Origin of the sequence: Brenneria corticis, assembly GCF_003115855.1 — a bacterium.
In the GTDB taxonomy this organism is placed as follows: domain Bacteria; phylum Pseudomonadota; class Gammaproteobacteria; order Enterobacterales; family Enterobacteriaceae; genus Brenneria; species Brenneria corticis.
Window position 1 is genome coordinate 122,548 of the sequence record NZ_KZ819071.1, and the last position, 17,567, is coordinate 140,114.

The 17,567-nt window shown below is 59.0% G+C and carries 16 protein-coding genes and 2 pseudogenes; 12 read left to right on the forward strand and 6 right to left on the reverse strand.

Features of this window, described 5'->3' with window-relative positions; genetic code table 11:
- Positions 1-34 precede the first annotated feature (34 nt).
- Positions 35-433, forward strand: a pseudogene (locus DDT56_RS00600) (VOC family protein).
- 64 nt (positions 434-497) lie between these two features.
- Positions 498-646 (forward strand): annotated as a pseudogene (locus DDT56_RS00605) (alpha/beta hydrolase-fold protein); the annotation flags it as partial.
- Between the two features lie 95 nt (positions 647-741).
- Here the strand turns inward: DDT56_RS00605 and mnmE are convergent.
- From mnmE to DDT56_RS00635, 6 genes are all read right to left on the reverse strand, one after another.
- Positions 742-2,106 (reverse strand): tRNA uridine-5-carboxymethylaminomethyl(34) synthesis GTPase MnmE, encoded by a 1,365-nt coding sequence (gene mnmE / locus DDT56_RS00610; protein WP_136164581.1) that lies wholly within the window; start codon positions 2,104-2,106, stop codon positions 742-744.
- Positions 2,107-2,183: 77 nt separating this feature from the next.
- Positions 2,184-3,821 (reverse strand): membrane protein insertase YidC, encoded by a 1,638-nt coding sequence (gene yidC / locus DDT56_RS00615; RefSeq protein ID WP_136164582.1) that lies wholly within the window; start codon positions 3,819-3,821, stop codon positions 2,184-2,186.
- A 2-nt stretch (positions 3,822-3,823) separates the two neighbouring features.
- Positions 3,824-4,081 (reverse strand): membrane protein insertion efficiency factor YidD, encoded by a 258-nt coding sequence (yidD, locus tag DDT56_RS00620; protein WP_009115145.1) that lies wholly within the window; start codon positions 4,079-4,081, stop codon positions 3,824-3,826.
- The gene (gene rnpA / locus DDT56_RS00625) at positions 4,045-4,404 is read right to left on the reverse strand and encodes a ribonuclease P protein component (protein ID WP_009115146.1); all 360 of its coding nucleotides are present in this window, start codon (positions 4,402-4,404) and stop codon (positions 4,045-4,047) included. Before rnpA ends, yidD begins: the two co-directional genes overlap by 37 nt.
- An 18-nt stretch (positions 4,405-4,422) precedes the next feature.
- On the reverse strand, positions 4,423-4,563 hold the full coding sequence (gene rpmH / locus DDT56_RS00630; RefSeq protein ID WP_005976668.1) for a 50S ribosomal protein L34: 141 nt from the start codon (positions 4,561-4,563) through the stop codon (positions 4,423-4,425).
- Positions 4,564-4,840: 277 nt separating this feature from the next.
- Positions 4,841-5,065, reverse strand: a complete 225-nt coding sequence (locus DDT56_RS00635) for a hypothetical protein (protein ID WP_136164583.1) — start codon at positions 5,063-5,065, stop codon at positions 4,841-4,843.
- A 90-nt stretch (positions 5,066-5,155) separates the two neighbouring features.
- On the opposite strand from DDT56_RS00635, the gene DDT56_RS00640 reads away from it, so the two are divergent.
- From DDT56_RS00640 to recF, 10 genes are all read left to right on the forward strand, one after another.
- The gene (locus DDT56_RS00640; protein WP_136164584.1) at positions 5,156-5,971 is read left to right on the forward strand and encodes a phosphosulfolactate synthase; all 816 of its coding nucleotides are present in this window, start codon (positions 5,156-5,158) and stop codon (positions 5,969-5,971) included.
- Between the two features lie 33 nt (positions 5,972-6,004).
- Complete coding sequence (locus tag DDT56_RS00645) at positions 6,005-7,633, forward strand: rhodanese-like domain-containing protein (protein ID WP_136164585.1); 1,629 nt, start codon at positions 6,005-6,007, stop codon at positions 7,631-7,633.
- A complete protein-coding gene (locus DDT56_RS00650; protein WP_136164586.1) occupies positions 7,630-8,703 on the forward strand; it encodes an AbrB family transcriptional regulator in 1,074 nt (357 codons plus the stop codon). The genes DDT56_RS00645 and DDT56_RS00650 overlap by 4 nt, the downstream gene beginning before the upstream one ends.
- On the forward strand, positions 8,700-9,869 hold the full coding sequence (locus DDT56_RS00655; RefSeq protein ID WP_136164587.1) for an ABC transporter ATP-binding protein: 1,170 nt from the start codon (positions 8,700-8,702) through the stop codon (positions 9,867-9,869). Before DDT56_RS00650 ends, DDT56_RS00655 begins: the two co-directional genes overlap by 4 nt.
- Positions 9,866-10,912 (forward strand): ABC transporter substrate-binding protein, encoded by a 1,047-nt coding sequence (locus tag DDT56_RS00660; RefSeq protein ID WP_136164588.1) that lies wholly within the window; start codon positions 9,866-9,868, stop codon positions 10,910-10,912. The genes DDT56_RS00655 and DDT56_RS00660 overlap by 4 nt, the downstream gene beginning before the upstream one ends.
- Positions 10,875-12,623, forward strand: coding sequence for an ABC transporter permease (locus tag DDT56_RS00665; protein WP_136164589.1), 1,749 nt, complete (start codon positions 10,875-10,877; stop codon positions 12,621-12,623). The genes DDT56_RS00660 and DDT56_RS00665 overlap by 38 nt, the downstream gene beginning before the upstream one ends.
- Before the next feature lie 12 nt (positions 12,624-12,635).
- The gene (locus tag DDT56_RS00670; protein ID WP_136164590.1) at positions 12,636-13,535 is read left to right on the forward strand and encodes a LysR substrate-binding domain-containing protein; all 900 of its coding nucleotides are present in this window, start codon (positions 12,636-12,638) and stop codon (positions 13,533-13,535) included.
- A 278-nt stretch (positions 13,536-13,813) separates the two neighbouring features.
- On the forward strand, positions 13,814-15,217 hold the full coding sequence (gene dnaA / locus DDT56_RS00675; protein WP_136164591.1) for a chromosomal replication initiator protein DnaA: 1,404 nt from the start codon (positions 13,814-13,816) through the stop codon (positions 15,215-15,217).
- A 4-nt stretch (positions 15,218-15,221) separates the two neighbouring features.
- Entirely contained in the window at positions 15,222-16,322 is a 1,101-nt protein-coding gene (gene dnaN / locus DDT56_RS00680) for a DNA polymerase III subunit beta (RefSeq protein ID WP_136164819.1), read from the forward strand.
- A gap of 148 nt (positions 16,323-16,470) precedes the next feature.
- The gene (gene recF, locus DDT56_RS00685) at positions 16,471-17,556 is read left to right on the forward strand and encodes a DNA replication/repair protein RecF (protein WP_136164592.1); all 1,086 of its coding nucleotides are present in this window, start codon (positions 16,471-16,473) and stop codon (positions 17,554-17,556) included.
- Positions 17,557-17,567 lie beyond the last annotated feature (11 nt).

Sequence of the window (17,567 nt, forward strand, 5' to 3'; positions counted from 1 at the left end):
GTTTTGAAGAGACCAAAACAGAAGGAAGTTAATTATGGCAACACCTGTAATTTCTGGCGACGGCATTTTTTCTCATGTATTCATCGGCGCGTCGAATGTCGAAAAATCCGCCGCGTTTTATGATGCCGTTCTGGGTACTCTTGGCATCAAAAATCTCGGGCCTTTTGGCAATGGCTGAGTGCTCTATGGTCGCGAAAAGCCGGCATTCATTATTGCGCGTCCAGGAAACGGTGAAGCGCCTTCAGGCAATGGTGTGACTATCGGCTTCGCTGCAGCAAGTCAGGGAGAGGTTGACGCTTTCCATGCCGCAGGTCTTGCTCATGGTGGTACTGACGAAGGGCAGCCAGGGCCGCGCGGCCATTTGCCCGGCGCCTATGCTGCCTACCTGCGTGATCCGGCAGGTAACAAAATCACGGCCTACACGTTCATCTGACGTCTGGATAACCAGATACCTCCCCTGACCTCGGTCAGGGGAATTAACCATGAGACAATGGCTGATGGAACTCATTGAAAAACATGCCAGCTTTGGTTGCTGGCAAAACGTGTACCGGCATTATTCGCAATCCCTCAACTGTGACATAAACGTTGGCGTTTATCTTCCCCCAAAGCAGAAACAGAAAAATTGCCGGTGCTGTACTGGCTCTCAGCGCAAGAGAATAGCCGCCAATAGAACAAAAAATCCCGCATAACAGTCAGCTATGCGGGATCAGTGGAAGTGAGTGGACGCTTACAGACTCAGCGTTACTTGCCGATGCAGAAGCTGGAGAAAATCCTTCCCAGCAGGTCGTCGGAGGTGAATTCGCCGGTGATTTCGCTCAATGCCTGTTGCGCCAGGCGCAGTTCCTCTGCCAATAGCTCTCCGGCGTAAGCGCTCACTAACTGTTCTTTGCCCTGGATCAGATGTTGCGCCGCCTGTTCCAGCGCTTGCAGATGGCGACGGCGCGCCAGGAAGCCGCCCTCTGTGCTGCTGGTGAATCCCATGCTTTGCTTGAGATACTCGCGCAATGTCTCAACTCCGTCTCCGGTGCGCGCCGAGAGGCGAATAAGTGAGTAATCACTTACGTTTTCAAGCCCCAGCGGTTCGCCGGTGATGTCGGCTTTATTGCGCACCACGGTAATCGGCAAGGTTTTCGGCAGCCGAGCCATAAATTCAGGCCATATGGCCGCGGGCTCCACGGCTTGAGTGGTGGTGCCGTCGACCATAAACAGCACCCGGTCGGCCTGTTCTATTTCCTGCCAGGCGCGTTCGATGCCGATGCGCTCAACCTCGTCATTGGCGTCGCGCAGGCCCGCGGTATCAATGATATGCAGCGGCATACCGTCGATATGAATATGTTCGCGCAGCACGTCGCGGGTGGTGCCGGCGATATCGGTGACGATCGCCGCTTCCCGCCCGGCCAACGCGTTGAGCAGGCTGGATTTCCCGGCGTTGGGCCGCCCGGCGATCACCACCTTCATGCCTTCACGCAGCAGGCTGCCCTGATGGGCTTCGGCGCGCACCGCGTCCAGGTCGGCCATCACGTTGTTGAGCTGACCTTCAATTTTGCCGTCGGAGAGAAAATCAATTTCCTCATCTGGAAAATCAATCGCCGCTTCAACGTAGATTCTCAGGTGAGTAAGCGCTTCCACCAGATGGTTGATGCGCGCCGAAAAAGCCCCCTGCAGCGAATTAAGCGCCGAGCGGGCGGCCTGTTCGGAGCTGGCGTCAATCAGGTCGGCGATGGCTTCCGCCTGCGCCAGGTCGAGTTTGTCGTTCAGGAAGGCGCGTTCGGAGAACTCGCCGGGGCGCGCGATACGCACCTCCGGCAGGGCCAGAATACGTTGCAGCAGCAAATCGAGAATCACCGGGCCGCCGTGTCCCTGCAGCTCCAGCACGTCTTCGCCGGTGAAGGAGTTGGGGCCGGGAAACCACAGGGCGATGCCCTGATCGAGAGGCGTGCCGTCGCTATCGCGAAAGGGCAGATAGTCCGCGTGGCGCGGCCGGGGCAGTTTGCCCAGTACGGCTTGCGCCACGGCCGACGCCGCCCGCCCGGATACGCGTAAAATACCTACCCCGCCGCGTCCCGGTGGCGTGGCTTGGGCTACGATGGTGTCGGTATTGCTCATGGTCGTCTCTGTCTCTCAGGTTATAAAAAAAGGCGGTCATTGACCGCCTTATTCTCAATGATTGTCCATCACCGGGGTTATTTTTTCTCGCGGCTGTGCAAGCCCCGTTTTTCCAGACCACGGTAAATCAACTGCTGCTGAATGATGGTCACCAGGTTGCTGACGATATAGTACAGCACCAGACCTGACGGGAACCACAGGAAGAACACGGTGAAAATCACCGGCATATAAGTCATGATCTTCTGCTGCATCGGGTCGGTGACGGTGGTCGGCGACATCTTCTGGATAAAGAACATCGTCACGCCCATCAGGATCGGCAGAATGTAGTACGGGTCCTGCGCCGACAGGTCGTGGATCCACAGGGCGAACGGCGCATGACGCAGTTCGACGGAGCCCATCAGCATGTAGTACAGCGCCAGGAAGATCGGCATCTGAATCAGCAGCGGGAAGCAGCCGCCCAGCGGGTTTACCTTCTCCGACTTGTACAGCGCCATCATTTCCTGACTCATGCGCTGTTTGTCGTCGCCGATACGCTCGCGCATCGCCGTCAGCTTCGGCTGCAGCATGCGCATTTTCGCCATCGAGGTGTACTGCGCCTTGGTCAGCGGGTACATGATACCGCGCACGATAAAGGTGATGGCGATAATGGAGAAGCCCCAGTTGCCGATAAAGCCGTGCAGGAATTTCAGCAGTTTGAACAGCGGCTGGGAAATAAACCACAGCCAGCCGTAATCAACGGTCAGGTCCAGATGCGGCGCGACGGCGGCCATCTTGTCCTGAATTTCCGGGCCGACCCACAGGGTGGCGTTCAGATTTTGCTGGCTGCCCGGGGTAACGACAACCGGCGCGGCTTTAAAGCCAATCGCCGCCTGCCCGTTGCCGAGGTTGCTGGTATAGAAGGTGTTGGCCCCCGCGGTAGTGGGGATCCAGGCGGTGGCGAAGTACTGCTGCAGCATGGCTACCCAGCCGCCGTTGGTGGTGATGTTCAGGTTCTCATCCGTGATATCGCCGAAGCTGTATTTCTTGTACTTATCTTCGCTGGAGGAGAACGCCGCGCCGCGATAGGTGTGCAGCGCAAAGTTGCTGCTGCCGGTATCGCGGTGCTTGGGCAACTCGACGGATTGCTTCAACTGACCGAACAGGGTCAGCTCCAGCGGCTGCGCGCTGGCGTTATTGATGCCGTATTCAACGTTCAGCGCGTAATCGCCGCGTTTCAGGACAAAGGTTTTGGTATAAGTCACGCCGTCGGCCGCGGTATAGGTCAGCGGAATGCGCAGTTCGTTTTGACCCTCGGCCAGCTCGAAGTGATCCTGAGCGACGGTATACAATGGACGCGGACCGTTAGCCGGATTGTCCGGGCCGTTTTTGCCGGTCAGACCGCTTTGCGCCTGGTAGACAAACTCGGGCGAGGTTTCCAGCAGCAGGAAAGGGTTATCGGAACCCAGCGTATCCGGGTAAGCCAGCAGGTGCGCCTGCTCGATGTCGCCGCCGCGGGTATTGATGGTCAGAGACAGCACGTCGGTTTTAACCGTGATCGGTTGACCCTGACCGCTGGCGGGTACGCCCTGGTTGGTAGCATCGCCGGAGGCTGCATTCGTCGCCTGCTGTATGGCCTGCGTGGTCACTGGCGGATTTTTGTCCGTTTCCCAGGCCTGCCAGATCATAAAGGTTACGAATAGCAGAGCGATGAGAAGAAGATTGCGTTGCGAATCCATCGTTAATGTTCTCTGTTATTGTCGGTTTTTGGCGGTACGGGATCATCACCACCAGGGTTCAAAGGGTGGCATTTTAATACGCGTTTAAGCGTCAACCAACTGCCTTTTATCATGCCGAACCTGCGTATTGCCTCAATACCGTATTGTGAACACGTCGGCCGGAACCGGCAATGTGGTCCAAGTAACGGACTGATAACGAGTTGATAACCGCGTATCAACCCGATCAGCAGGCGGGAGCCAAACGACAGTGCCGACGCCATAATTTTTCCAACGCTTCCGTCAACGTTCGGTTATCCAGTTCAGACACCCCTTTTTTGGCGATCACCACAAAATCCATCGCGGGCAATGAATGTTGATGCAGGCGAAAGCTTTCGCGCGTCAGGCGTTTAATCCGATTGCGTTCATGAGCACGCTTAACGTGCTTTTTGGCGACGGTAAGACCGATGCGGGGATGCCCCAGCGTGTTCAGGCGGCCGAGAATAGTAATTTGCGGCGTGCCAGCCCGTTGCGGCTGCTGGAAGACGAAAGTGAAATGGCTGGGAGTTAACAAGCGTAACTCCCTGGGAAAAGCGAGCTTAACCACTCGGTGGGTTAGCTTTTATTACTTGGAAACGGACAGACGAGTACGGCCTTTCGCACGACGGCGGGCCAGAACCTGACGACCATTTTTGGTGGCCATACGAGCACGGAAACCATGGCTACGGTTACGCTTCAATACGGACGGTTGGAAAGTGCGTTTCATGGCGATTTCTACCTAAACTTGGATAATTAACGGTTTATCCCAGCTTGCGCGGGGAACAAACACGACTTCACAGTAAACGCGTTTGGCTACTCGGCGTGAAAATGACCGACGCCTCAATCGCATATAACAATCATATATAACTGAAAGAGGCGGGATTGTAATAATTGTACAGTCCTGAGTCAATTAACATCACGCGCTACGTGCCAGCCATGCCGATTATTTTTGGATTTCTGTCTGGCCGAGCACAGAAAACAGGCGTGGACGCGCGGGCAGGGAATTATACGGATTCTGTGATAAAGCGCAAGGATCCTGCGACGATCCTGCGCGCGCCGCCGGCAAATAATAAAAGATAAGCGGCAACAGATAACACATTAGCAAAACCAATATATTGCATGGCCGATTCTGGCCGGCGATAAAAATTAAAAACCTTATATTTCAATCGATAAAAACCTATTTCGCCTCTTCCACGCCGCCATTTCCCCGCTGATTGAAAAATCCTCATATCGATAGCATTTTTTTTGCTTTGTGCCGGCGATCGTTTGTCTCTATACCTGCGATTATCTTTCGTTCACGTAAAAAAGCAGAGTCAACCATGACAAACAGGGCACTGAGTTTTGTTGGTATCCCCGGCCGTAGCGAGAAACCGCGCCGCGTTGGGTTAACGCTGGCGCGCGATCTGGGGCTGGGTTACGCCGAAGCGGAAAGCTGGATGGAGGCGGTGGGAGAATTTATCGATTATATAAAGATCCGTCATCTATTTGTGCTGCTGATGCGCGACGATCCGCGCGATCTTGTGGTGCGCAAGATCCAGCTTTATCGCCATCATGCCATTGACGTTAATCCCGGCGGGATCGTGTTCGAAATGGCGTGGCTGGATAATGCCGCGCAACCTTTATTCCAGCGGCTGGCGCAACTGGGGTTTACGGCGGTGGAGTGCTCGGAAAACATTATTACGCTCACCCTGCAACAGAAGCTGGAGGCTATCCGCCAAGCGCGCGCCGCCGGGCTGAAAGTCTTGTTTGAAGTAGGGGAAAAATACCCGACGGATGCTTTTGATGTGCAACAGGCCGCCACGGAAATACTGGCGATGCGCGATGCGGGCTGCGAGCTCTGCATTCTTGAACGTTCGCAGATCGAACAGTGTCTGGGGCCTGACGCCGCCAATCCGCAATCGGAACGCTTGATCCGGCTCGTGGAGCTGGTCGGGCTGGAAAACATCGTGTTTGAAGCCGAATCGCTCAATCACCAGCAGTGGCTGTTCCAGACGTTCGGCGCCGAAGTCAACCTTGGCCCCAACCTTGATAAAGACGTGATCCCCAAACTGGAACCGACCCGGCGCACGCTCAGCCGGGAAGGGGGTTATGGCTATCTGTTCGATAAAATCGCCCAGCGCGAACGGCAGCGGTAATTGCGGATTCAGGACGGATTACGAGGAAAAATTATGGCAATTACGCTTGTCTCTCTGCCCGCCGGGGAACTGCGCCGCTGGTTGGATAACGGCGATGAACTGGCGGTACTGGACGTCCGCGAGGAGGGGGAATTTGGCGGCGGCCATCTTCTGCGTTCAACGAATCTGCCGCTGAGCCGGCTGGAAAATCAGCTGACGCGGCTACTGCCGCGCAAGGGCGTGCCGCTGGTGCTGGTGGATGACGATAATGGCCTGGCGGAACAGGCGGCGGAAAAGCTGATGGCCTACGGCTATCGGACGCTTTACCGCCTGACGGACGGGGTCGCGGGCTGGCGACAGGCCGGATGGCAATTGGTTCGCGGCAACTATGTGTTCAGTAAAGCGTTCGGCGAATACGTCGAGCACGTTCTGGCGACCCCTCACATCAGCGCGCAGCGGCTACAGGAAAAAATATCGGCGGGTGAGGATCTGGTGATTATCGACAGCCGCACCTTTGCCGAGTATCAGTGGATTGGCATACCGGGCGCGGTTTCCTGCCCGGGCGCGGAGCTAATTCTGCGCGTTAAACAACGGGTTACCTCGCCGGATACGCTGGTGGTGGTAAATTGCGGCGGACGCACGCGCAGCATCATCGGGGCGCAAACCTTGATTAACGCCGGGTTGGCCAACCCGGTGGTGTCGTTGCAAAACGGGACGCAGGGATGGCACCTGGCGGGCTACCGCACCGTCGCCGGTCAGCAGGATAGGCTGGATGCGCCCGACCGGGCCGCGTTGCGCTGGGCGCGTCAGGCGGCGCGGACGATGGCGCAGCGCAGCGGCGTGGTCACGCTGGATCGGGCCGGCTTGCATCGTCTGGAGGCGGAAAGCCGCGCCGGCACCCTCTATCGCTTTGATGTTCGCAGCGGCGAAGAGTACCGGCAGGGGCATCGACGCGGGTTTCTTTCCGTCGAGGGCGGTCAATTGATTCAGGCCACCAATACCTTTATCGCCGTTCACCGGGCGCGGATCGTCTTGGCGGATGACGACGGCGTGCGGGCCTATACCACCGCCTCCTGGCTGCGCCAGATGGGATTCGACCAGGTCTTTGTGCTGGATGCCCCTCTGACGCCGGCGGACTACTGGTACGGCGATAGCCCGGAAATCGTTGCCGGTCCGCAGTCGCAGGCTGCGCTGCTCAGCCCGTTTGAGCTGTTGTCCCGTCAGGAGGACGAGGGGGTGGTGGTTATCGATCTGGCGTCCAGCCGTGAATATCGGCAGGGCCACATTCCCGGCGCCTGGTTTGCCATCCGCTCGCGCCTTGCGCAGGCGCTGACCGCTCTTCCGCCGGCCCGGGAGTATGTCCTTACCAGCCCGGACGGGCTGACGGCAAGGCTGGCGCTGACGGAACTGGCGGCGCTGGTTACGGCGCCGGTCAGCCTGCTGGCCGGGGGAACGCGCGCCTGGCAGGCCGCGCGACTGCCGCTGGCCAGTGGCGATGAGCATCTGGCCAACCCGCCGGTGGACGTGGTGCTGAAAGCGTTTGAGCAACCCGAGCGCCGTGAGGAGGCGATGCGCGCCTACCTGCGCTGGGAGCAGGATCTGGTGGCGCAAATTGAACGCGAGGGCAGCACGCGTTTCCGCTTGCTATCCCCGCCTGTCGCCGCACGGGACCGGCAGGAATGAATACCCTGGCGGGCGGACTGTTTTTTTCATTGTTATGCCTGCTGGCGGCCGGGTTAAGCGGCGCGTTGCTCAGCCATGTCGGCATGCCGCTGGGATGGTTTTTCGGGGCGCTGTTAAGCGCCGCGCTGTTGCAGCGTTACCGCCCGGCGTGGCGCATTCACGATGCGGTGCGCGATCTGGCGCGTATCACGCTGGGGGTGCTGATCGGCGCTTCGTTCGCACCCGATATTTTCTCCCGTCTGGCGCAGTTCTGGCTGTTGACGCCGCTGGTTTTGCTCTACACCGGCGGGATGCTGCTGGTCGGCAGCGGTTTTTTTCGTCGTTACGCGCATTTCGATCGCCGGACCGCATTTTTCTCGGCCATCCCCGGCGGGCTGACGGAAATGCTGACGTTCAGCACCCAGGTCGGGGCCGATACCCGGGCGATAGTGGTCACGCACCTGACGCGCTTTGTGGTGATCATGGCGGGGATCAGCCTGATTTCATCGATTGCCGAGCGGCCGGCGGAGTTCGCCGCCGTTCCGGCGACCCCTTTGACCCTGGCCGGGGCGGGATGGCTGCTGGCGTGCGGGCTTGCCGGCGGCCTAATGGCGCGCGCGTTGCGTATTCGCCTTGGGCTATTGCTGTTTCCGCTGCTATTGAGCGCCGGGGTGCACGCCGCGGGTCTGACCGCCCCGGCGTCCTCTCCCGCGCTGCTGGCGCTATGCCAGATGGTGATAGGCCTGGTGTCGGGAAGCAAGCTGAGCGGGTTACGGCAAGGCTCGACGCGGGATCTGCTGGTGGCCGCCGGATTCTGGGCGCTGTTGCTGTTTGTCTTGACGCTGGCCGCGGCGGCCGGGGGCACGACCCTGATGGACCAGTCGCTGCTGACGCTGCTGCTGGCGGTCATTCCCGGCGGCATCACCGAAATATCGGTGCTGGCGTTGGCGCTCGGGGCGGATATGACGCTGGTGATGACCGCACAGCTGAGCCGGCAGGTGGGTATTTTGTTGTTTATACAGCTTTTCTTACATCGTATGGCCGCCTCGCCGGCGGCCGGCGACGAGCCTCCGGGAGGGAAACAACCATGAGTCAGCTACGCCTGGAACAGATCAATAAAGTTTATGGTAAACAGCACGTGGTTGCCGATGTGACCCTACAGGTGGCGTCCGGGGAGATTGTCGTGCTGCTCGGCCCCAGCGGCTGCGGCAAGACGACGCTGCTGCGCGCTATCGCCGGGTTTGTCACGCCGGATAGCGGACGAATACTGATTAACGATCGCGAAGTGGTATCGGACGGCACGCTGGTGCCGCCGGAAAAACGCGCGCTATCGATGGTCTTTCAGCATTACGCGGTGTGGCCGCATAAAACGGTATTTGAAAATCTTGCCTGGGGCCTGCGTTTGCAGAAGCGCCCGGCCGCACAGATTACCCAGCGGGTGATGGAGACGCTGGAACGGGTGCGGATGACCGATTACCACCGGCGTTACCCCGGCGAACTGTCCGGCGGCCAGCAGCAGCGGGTCGCGCTGGCGCGGGCGCTGGTGCTGGAGCCGCAAATTCTGCTGTTCGATGAACCGCTGAGCAATCTGGATGCGTTCCTGCGCGAGCAGATGCGTTTCGAGATCCGCAACATACTGAAAACCCTGGGTATCACCAGCATTTATGTCACGCACGATCAGACGGAGGCGATGGCGCTGGCCGATCGCATCGCGGTGCTTAATCAGGGGCGCATCGAACAGATCGGTACGCCGTACGAGATATATCACCATTCGCGTACCCGGTTTGTCGCCTCTTTTATCGGTTCCGCCAATCTGCTCAGCGGCCGCCTGGTCGCTCGCCGGCCCGGCGCGGTGCGGGTGGCGCTGCCCGGGGTGGGAATGCTGTGGGTCTCTTGCCCCCATAACCCTCCTCCTGAAGGGAGCGAGGTTTCCTTCTTTATTCGCCCGGAAAATATCCTGTTAAGCGATAAGCCGACGCCGCAGGAAAACCAGTTTTCAGCCGTACCGCTGCGTCACACCTTTCTCGGCGCCAGTACCGACTACGAAATCCGCAGCGGCGAAGTGACGTTACGCGTCGCCGTTACCGGTCACCAGACTCTATTCGGGCGGGAGCGGACCCTCTACTGGTCCGCCGCCGCCGCGCATTGCCATCTACTGGATCCGCAAGACGGGACGACGGCTTGCAGGCCCGGTCCGTTCACCGGCAGTAAAAACGACATCCCTGAGACGACATCATTCACCGGAGAATCCGTATGACTATCAACTGGAAAAAAGGCGCCGCCGCGTTGCTGGCGGCGGGAACGTTATTGGCCGGCACGCCGGCGCTGGGCGCCGAAACGCTGGAGTCGCTGTATGCCCAGGCGAAGGAAAAAAAGGTGATCAGCTTTGGCGGCACGCTGCGTGAAGCGGATATCAAGGTGATCCTGGAATCGTTCGAAGCGGAGTACCCCGGTCTTAAGGTCAACTACCTGCGCCGCGCCACCGGGCCGCTGATTCAGTTGATGGAGGCTGAGCGGCGGGCCAATAAAACCAGTTTCGACCTGGTGAATCTCAGCGAGCCGGACGCTTTTCTACGCTGGCGCGAGCAGGGATATGTCGCCAAGGTCGACGTCCCGGAAACCGCCGATTTACTGCCGGAAACGTTCGACCCCCAGGGGTATTCGTTCGCGATCGGCGTCACGCCGATGCCGGGGATCTATAACACCCAGAAGCTGTCGCCGGAGCAGGCCCCTACCTCGCTGAAACAGCTTACCGATGCGCGCTGGAAAGGCACCATCGCCATTTCCCGCCCCACGCGCGGCGGCACCAACGCCGCGTCGCTGATGAACGTGGTGCTGGCGAACGGGCCGGATTTTATCGCGCGCTATGCGCCGGGGCTGGAAATTTTGCTGACCAACGGCAATGAGGCGGCGATTAACGCCATTATCTCCGGCGAGCGGCTAATCAGCTGGGGGTCGACCGGCTATCGCGCCATCGGGGCGATCAACGACGGCGCGCCTATCAAGCTGATCTGGTGGGAGGAAGGGGTGGCGCTGGCGCATTATCCTACCGGCGTGCTGAGCCAGGCGAAGAATCCGGCGGGGGCGAAGTTATTGCTGCGCTGGCTGCTGTCGGAGAAGGCGCAGAAGCTGATTGTCGCGCACCTGAATGTCCACTCGTCGCGCAAAACCATTACGGAAACGCCGCCGGGATTGCCGGCCCTGTCCTCTATACCGGTGAAATATTTTGGCGCCGAGCGGATCAGCGTGGAAGGGGGAAAATATGTCGGTGAATTTGAACGAGCCCTTGGCCTGCAATAAATCCCGCCCGGCCGGCGCGCGGATCCGCGGCTGGCGACGCGGCGTCGTCGCCGTCGCTCAGGAATGGCCGAAATGGAGTATCGGTTTGCTGGCGACGCTGATCGTCGGCTGGCTGGTGCTCTACCCGATCGGCGTGATTTTTGATATCGGCCTGCATGATCCGCAGGGGAACTGGACGCTGGCCTACTATCTGCGGGTGCTCACGGAGCCGGGTCTGCTGTCGGCGCTGGTGAATTCGCTGATCGTCAGCGGGTCCGTTACCGCGATCTGCGCGGTTCTGGCGCTGCCGATGGCCTGGGCCGTGACCCGCACCAATATGCCGGGGGGGCAGGTGTTCCGGGCGCTGACCATGGTGGCGTTTGTGGTGCCCAACTTTATCGCGGCGGTGGCCTGGATCCTGATGCTCGGGCCGAATGCTGGCATGCTGAACGTCCTGCTGCGGGATACGATCGGCCTGCCGTTCAGCTTCAACATTTATAGCGTGCAGGGGTTGATTGTTATTTTAAGCGCCAGCCTGTATCCGCTGGTGTTTTTTGCGGTCGGCGCGGCGTTGGAAAATATGGATCCGTCCTACGAGGAGGCCGCGCAGATGTCGGGAATATCGGCCTGGCGCGGGTCGATACAGATTGGCCTGCCGCTGGTGATGCCGGCGCTGCTCTCCTCGCTGGTGCTGGTGTTTCTGGATGCGATGGGGGCGTTTGGCGCGGCGGCGGCGGTGGCGAACGGGGGACGTTTTCATACCCTGACCACCAAGATCTATCAGCTGTTTTCTTATCCGCCGCAGTTTGAACTGGCGGCGGTCACGCCGATTATCCTGTTTACCGCGCTGGGGTTGCTGATCCAGCGTAGCCTGTTGGGCAACAAACGTTACACGTTAATCGGCGGCAAAAGTTCGCGTCAGTATCGGATTGCGCTCGGCAAGGCGCGCTGGCTGCTGTTCGGCTGGTGCAGCCTGGTGGTCGGGCTGTCGGTGATTGTGCCGGCCTTTGTGCTGCTGCGGACTTCTTTTCTGCTGCAGTGGAGCGGCGCGTTTACCTGGTCCAACCTGACGCTGGACAACTATTTGATTTTATTTGACTCTTCCAGCTATGTGCCGCAGGCGATCGCCAACAGTTTTCTGGTGGCCGGGGTGACGGCCAGCGTGGCGGTGCTGCTGGCGATTGTGGTGGTCTGGCTGGTGGAACGCAGTCAGCTGCCGGGGCGGGGGCTGCTGGTCTTTATCAGCACCCTGACCTTCGCCTTTCCCGGTCTGGCGCTGGCGGTGGGGTTCGTTATCGGTTACAGCGATTTCTCCTTGCCGCTCTACGGCACGCTGTGGCTGTTTTTCCTGGCGTTTATCGCCCAGCGCTTTCCGTTCGCCTTTGTGTTTTTGCGCTCGGCGGTTAAACAGCTGGCGCAGGAGCTGGAGGAGGCGGCGCGGATGTCGGGCGCGGGCTGGCTGCGAACGCTGACGGCGATTGGCGTCCCGCTGATAAAAAGCGGCGTGCTGGCCGCCTGGCTGATGACTTTCGCGGTGGCGCTGCGCGAGCTTAGTATTGCTATTCTGTTGTATGTGCCGGGAACGGAAACGTTGCCGGTGGCGATTTTTATGTCCATGGATGACGGCCGTTTTCCGGTGGCCGCGGCGCTATCCGTGGTGCTGGTGCTGATGAGCCTGCTGGCGCTCACCGTGCTTAAACGCCTTGCCGCCCGCCAGACCGCGCGGCAGTAAAGGAGAACCCGGATGCAGGTCAATCTTGATTTGGAACTGCTGCGCACGCTGGTCGCCGTGGTGGAACGCGGCACCTTCACGGCGGCGGGGCTGCAGGTGGGTAAAACCCAGTCGGCGGTAACGCAGCAGATGAAACGGCTGGAAGAGGATACCGGCCAGGCGCTGTTCGAACGGCAGGGACGGCAAAAGCAGCTGACCGAACACGGGCATACCCTGCTGTTATACGCGCGTAAGCTGCTTTCGCTGAACGATGAGGTGATGGGGGCGTTGCAGCAGCACTCGCTGGCCGTCGGCACGCTGCGCATCGGCGCGCCGCACGGTATCGCCGATAATATTTTGCCGCGGCTGTTGCGGCATATTTCCGCTTTTCTTCCCGGTATTCAGATGGAGATCCACGTCGGGCGCAGTCCGTTTTTGATGGAAGATCTGACGCGCGGCAATATCGATCTGGCGATCTCGACCAGAGGATCCGATACGTTGGAGGGCATGCTGCTGCACAGTTCGCCCACGGTGTGGTTATGTTCGGCGGATTATATTTTCAACCCGCATCAGCCGCTGCCGCTGATCCTGGCGGACGAGATCAGCCTTTTCCGCCGTATCGCGATCCAGGCGCTGGAACAACAGCATATTCCGTGGCGGCTGTCGTTTTTGGCGCCGACGGTGATCGGCATCAAGGCCGCGGTGCGCGCCGGGCTGGGGATCACCGCGCGCAACGTGGAGCTGCTGGGACCGGATCTGCGTATTCTCGGCGAGAAAGAAAATTTGCCGCGTTTGCCGGACGTGGCTTACTACCTGTGGTCGCGCCCGGCGACGCTAAATCCGTTAGTTAAACAGGTAATTGATATTCTTAATAATAATCGGATCCTGTTATCCGGCGCAGCCAAAAACCGCCCCGGAATGGCGCCGGAATAACGATCGCCGGCAGGATCTTTCGCTTTCCTTCCCCGTCATGGACAATAAGATTGTCCTGTGGATAAAAAGATCAAAACTGTGCGGAAGGGGAAGATCTCTGGTCGTCTTTAGGTTATGATCCGCAGTCCTGAAAACGATCCTCCGTCAGGATCGTAACGGTCGCCGCTACCGTTACGCGGCGCGCTGTCTTAACGTCGGCGCCAAAATCATGAGTCATATAAATAACGTTTCTTATTCTTTTTTTCTTTTTGATCGTTCTTGTTCGAGTGGAGTCCGCCGTGTCACTTTCGCTTTGGCAGCAGTGTCTTGCCCGTTTGCAGGATGAGTTACCTGCCACAGAATTCAGTATGTGGATACGCCCGTTACAGGCGGAGCTGAGTGATAACACTCTGGCGCTCTACGCCCCTAATCGCTTCGTTCTGGATTGGGTTCGTGATAAATATTTAAATAATATCAATGGTTTGTTAAATGATTTCTGTGGGATGGACGCCCCGCTGCTGCGTTTTGAAGTGGGCAGCAAACCCCTGCTCCAGACCATCAGCCAGCCGGTTAACCTGCAGAGTAATAGTAACAATGTCAGCGTCGCCGCGGCGACGCAGGTACGTTCGGCGCCGGTGCGACCCAGCTGGGATAAATCCCCGGTGCAGGCGGAGCACACCTATCGCTCCAATGTGAATCCCAAGCATACCTTTGACAACTTCGTCGAGGGCAAGTCGAACCAGCTGGCGCGCGCCGCCGCCCGTCAGGTGGCCGACAACCCCGGCGGCGCCTATAACCCCCTGTTTCTGTACGGCGGCACCGGCCTGGGTAAAACGCACCTGCTGCACGCGGTGGGCAACGGCATCATCGCCCGCAAAGCCAATGCGAAAGTGGTGTACATGCACTCCGAGCGCTTTGTGCAGGATATGGTAAAAGCGTTGCAGAATAATGCGATCGAAGAGTTCAAACGCTATTACCGCTCGGTGGATGCGCTGCTGATCGATGATATTCAGTTTTTTGCCAACAAAGAGCGTTCGCAGGAAGAGTTTTTCCACACCTTCAACGCCCTGCTGGAAGGGAATCAGCAGATCATTCTGACCTCGGACCGCTACCCGAAAGAGATCAACGGCGTGGAAGATCGCCTCAAGTCGCGTTTCGGCTGGGGGCTGACGGTGGCCATCGAGCCGCCGGAGCTGGAGACGCGCGTGGCGATCCTGATGAAAAAGGCCGACGAGAACGATATCCGTCTGCCGGGAGAAGTGGCTTTTTTTATCGCCAAGCGCCTGCGCTCCAACGTGCGCGAGCTGGAAGGGGCGTTAAACCGGGTGATCGCCAACGCCAATTTTACCGGCCGCTCCATCACCATTGATTTTGTGCGCGAGGCGCTGCGCGATCTGCTGGCATTGCAGGAAAAACTGGTTACTATCGACAATATCCAGAAGACGGTGGCGGAATACTATAAAATCAAGGTTGCTGATTTATTGTCCAAACGCCGCTCCCGCTCGGTGGCTCGCCCGCGCCAGATGGCGATGGCGCTGGCCAAAGAGCTGACCAACCACAGCCTGCCGGAAATCGGCGACGCGTTTGGTGGCCGCGACCATACCACGGTGTTGCACGCCTGTCGTAAAATCGAACAGCTGCGTGAGGAAAGTCACGACATCAAAGAAGATTTTTCCAATTTAATCAGAACATTATCTTCATAACATGATGAAATTTATTGTTGAACGCGAACATCTGCTAAAACCGCTGCAACAGGTCAGCAGCCCGTTGGGCGGCCGGCCGACCCTACCTATTCTGGGCAACCTGCTGTTGCAGGTTACCGAAGGGGAGCTGTCGCTCACCGGCACCGATCTGGAAATGGAGATGGTGGCCCGCGTGGCGTTAACGCAGCCCCATGAGCCGGGGGCGACCACCGTGCCGGCCCGTAAGCTGTTCGATATCTGCCGCGGGCTGCCGGACGGGGCGGAGATCACCATCATGCTGGACGGCGATCGCATGCTGGTGCGTTCCGGTCGCAGCCGCTTTTCGCTGTCGACCCTGCCCGCCGCCGACTTTCCCAATCTGGACGACTGGCAAAGCGACGTTGAGTTTTCGCTGCCGCAGGCGACGCTGAAACGCCTGATTGAGGCCACGCAGTTCTCGATGGCGCATCAGGATGTTCGTTATTACCTCAACGGAATGCTGTTTGAAACCGAGGGCGAGGAGCTGCGCACCGTCGCCACCGACGGCCATCGTCTGGCGGTGTGCGCCATGCCGGTGGGGCAGGCTTTGCCGTCGCATTCGGTGATCGTGCCGCGTAAAGGGGTGATGGAGCTGGTGCGCTTGCTGGACGGCGGCGATACGCCGCTGCAGCTGCAAATCGGCAGCAACAATATCCGCGCCCACGTCGGCGACTTTATCTTTACCTCCAAGCTGGTCGACGGCCGTTTCCCGGATTACCGCCGGGTTTTGCCGAAGAACCCGGACAAAACGCTGGAAGCCAGCTGCGACTTGCTCAAGCAGGCGTTCTCCCGGGCGGCGATCCTGTCGAATGAAAAATTCCGCGGCGTGCGCCTGCATTTGATTCAGAATCAGCTGAAAATCACCGCCAACAACCCCGAGCAGGAAGAAGCGGAAGAAATTCTGGATGTGCAGTACGACGGCACCGAGATGGAGATCGGTTTCAACGTCAGTTACGTGCTGGATGTGCTGAATGCGCTGAAGTGCGAGGATGTCCGCCTGCTGCTGACCGACTCCGTATCCAGCGTGCAGATCGAAGACGGCGCCAGCCGGGCGGCGGCCTATGTCGTTATGCCGATGCGCCTCTAGCCTATGGCGGGTTATGCAGCTTATCAGCCGGGGATTGGGCAGCGCCCGCCGTCCGCGCGGGCGTTGAGTTCGCCGCGCGGGAGTCGCCGCGCGCTCCGCCCTCCATCCGTCCGCGACCATAACGTCCTTTACCGCAAGAAATAGTCGCATGGCGCTTACTCGTCTTCTTATTAAAGATTTCCGTAATATTGAAGCGGCTGATTTGGCGCTGGCGCCCGGCTTTAATTTTCTGGTCGGAGCGAACGGCAGCGGAAAAACCAGCGTGCTGGAAGCGATTTATACGCTGGGGCATGGGCGGGCGTTTCGCAGCGTGCAGGCGGCGCGCGTTATTCGTCACGAACAGCCGGAGTTCGTGCTGCACGGACGTATCGGCGGCATTGAGTCTGAACGTTCGGTCGGGCTGAGTAAAAACCGTCTGGGCGACGGCAAGGTGCGCATCGACGGCAGCGACGGCCATAAGGTGGCCGAACTGGCGCAGCTGCTGCCGATCCAGCTGATCACCCCCGAAGGGTTTACGCTGCTGAACGGCGGGCCGAAGTACCGCCGCGCCTTTCTCGACTGGGGCTGTTTTCATAACGAGCCCGGTTTTTTCTCCGCCTGGAGCAATATGAAACGCCTGTTGCGCCAGCGTAATGCGGCGCTGCGGCAGGTGGAGCGGTACGGGCAGCTGCGGGCCTGGGATCAGGAGCTGGTGCCGTTGGCCGAACGCATCAGCGAATGGCGGGGGCAATACAGCGCGGCGATCGCCGGCGATATTGCCGCCACCTGCAGCCAGTTTCTGCCTGAATTCGCCCTCGGCTTCGCTTTCCAGCGCGGCTGGGATAAAGAGAGTGACTATGCCGAACTTCTGGAACGGCAGTTTGAACGCGACCGTATGCTGGGTTATACGGCGCTGGGGCCGCATAAAGCCGATTTCCGCATCCGCGCCAGCGGGGTGGCGGTCGAGGATATGCTGTCCCGTGGTCAGCTAAAGCTGCTGATGTGCGCTTTACGGCTGGCCCAGGGTGAGTTTCTCACCCGTCAGAACGGACTGCGCTGTCTGTATCTGATTGATGATTTTGCTTCCGAACTGGATAGTACCCGCCGCCGTTTGTTGGCTGAACGGTTAAAAGCCACCCATGCACAGGTTTTTGTCAGCGCGGTCAGCGCTGAGCAGATTGCCGATATGGTTGGTGAAAATGGCAAGATGTTCCGCGTAGAACAGGGTAAAATAACGGTTCAATCACAGGACTAAAATGAGCGGGA

Excerpts from the sequence above, each read along its gene's own strand:
- mnmE (WP_136164581.1), bottom strand. The coding sequence starts at position 2,106 with ATGAGCAATACCGACACCATCGTAGCCCAAGCCACGCCACCGGGACGC.
- yidC (WP_136164582.1), bottom strand. The coding sequence starts at position 3,821 with ATGGATTCGCAACGCAATCTTCTTCTCATCGCTCTGCTATTCGTAACC.
- yidD (WP_009115145.1), bottom strand. The coding sequence starts at position 4,081 with ATGGCGTCGGCACTGTCGTTTGGCTCCCGCCTGCTGATCGGGTTGATA.
- rpmH (WP_005976668.1), bottom strand. The coding sequence starts at position 4,563 with ATGAAACGCACTTTCCAACCGTCCGTATTGAAGCGTAACCGTAGCCAT.
- DDT56_RS00635 (WP_136164583.1), bottom strand. The coding sequence starts at position 5,065 with ATGAGGATTTTTCAATCAGCGGGGAAATGGCGGCGTGGAAGAGGCGAA.
- DDT56_RS00640 (WP_136164584.1), top strand. The coding sequence starts at position 5,156 with ATGACAAACAGGGCACTGAGTTTTGTTGGTATCCCCGGCCGTAGCGAG.
- DDT56_RS00645 (WP_136164585.1), top strand. The coding sequence starts at position 6,005 with ATGGCAATTACGCTTGTCTCTCTGCCCGCCGGGGAACTGCGCCGCTGG.
- DDT56_RS00650 (WP_136164586.1), top strand. The coding sequence starts at position 7,630 with ATGAATACCCTGGCGGGCGGACTGTTTTTTTCATTGTTATGCCTGCTG.
- DDT56_RS00655 (WP_136164587.1), top strand. The coding sequence starts at position 8,700 with ATGAGTCAGCTACGCCTGGAACAGATCAATAAAGTTTATGGTAAACAG.
- DDT56_RS00660 (WP_136164588.1), top strand. The coding sequence starts at position 9,866 with ATGACTATCAACTGGAAAAAAGGCGCCGCCGCGTTGCTGGCGGCGGGA.
- DDT56_RS00665 (WP_136164589.1), top strand. The coding sequence starts at position 10,875 with ATGTCGGTGAATTTGAACGAGCCCTTGGCCTGCAATAAATCCCGCCCG.
- DDT56_RS00670 (WP_136164590.1), top strand. The coding sequence starts at position 12,636 with ATGCAGGTCAATCTTGATTTGGAACTGCTGCGCACGCTGGTCGCCGTG.
- dnaN (WP_136164819.1), top strand. The coding sequence starts at position 15,222 with ATGAAATTTATTGTTGAACGCGAACATCTGCTAAAACCGCTGCAACAG.
- recF (WP_136164592.1), top strand. The coding sequence starts at position 16,471 with ATGGCGCTTACTCGTCTTCTTATTAAAGATTTCCGTAATATTGAAGCG.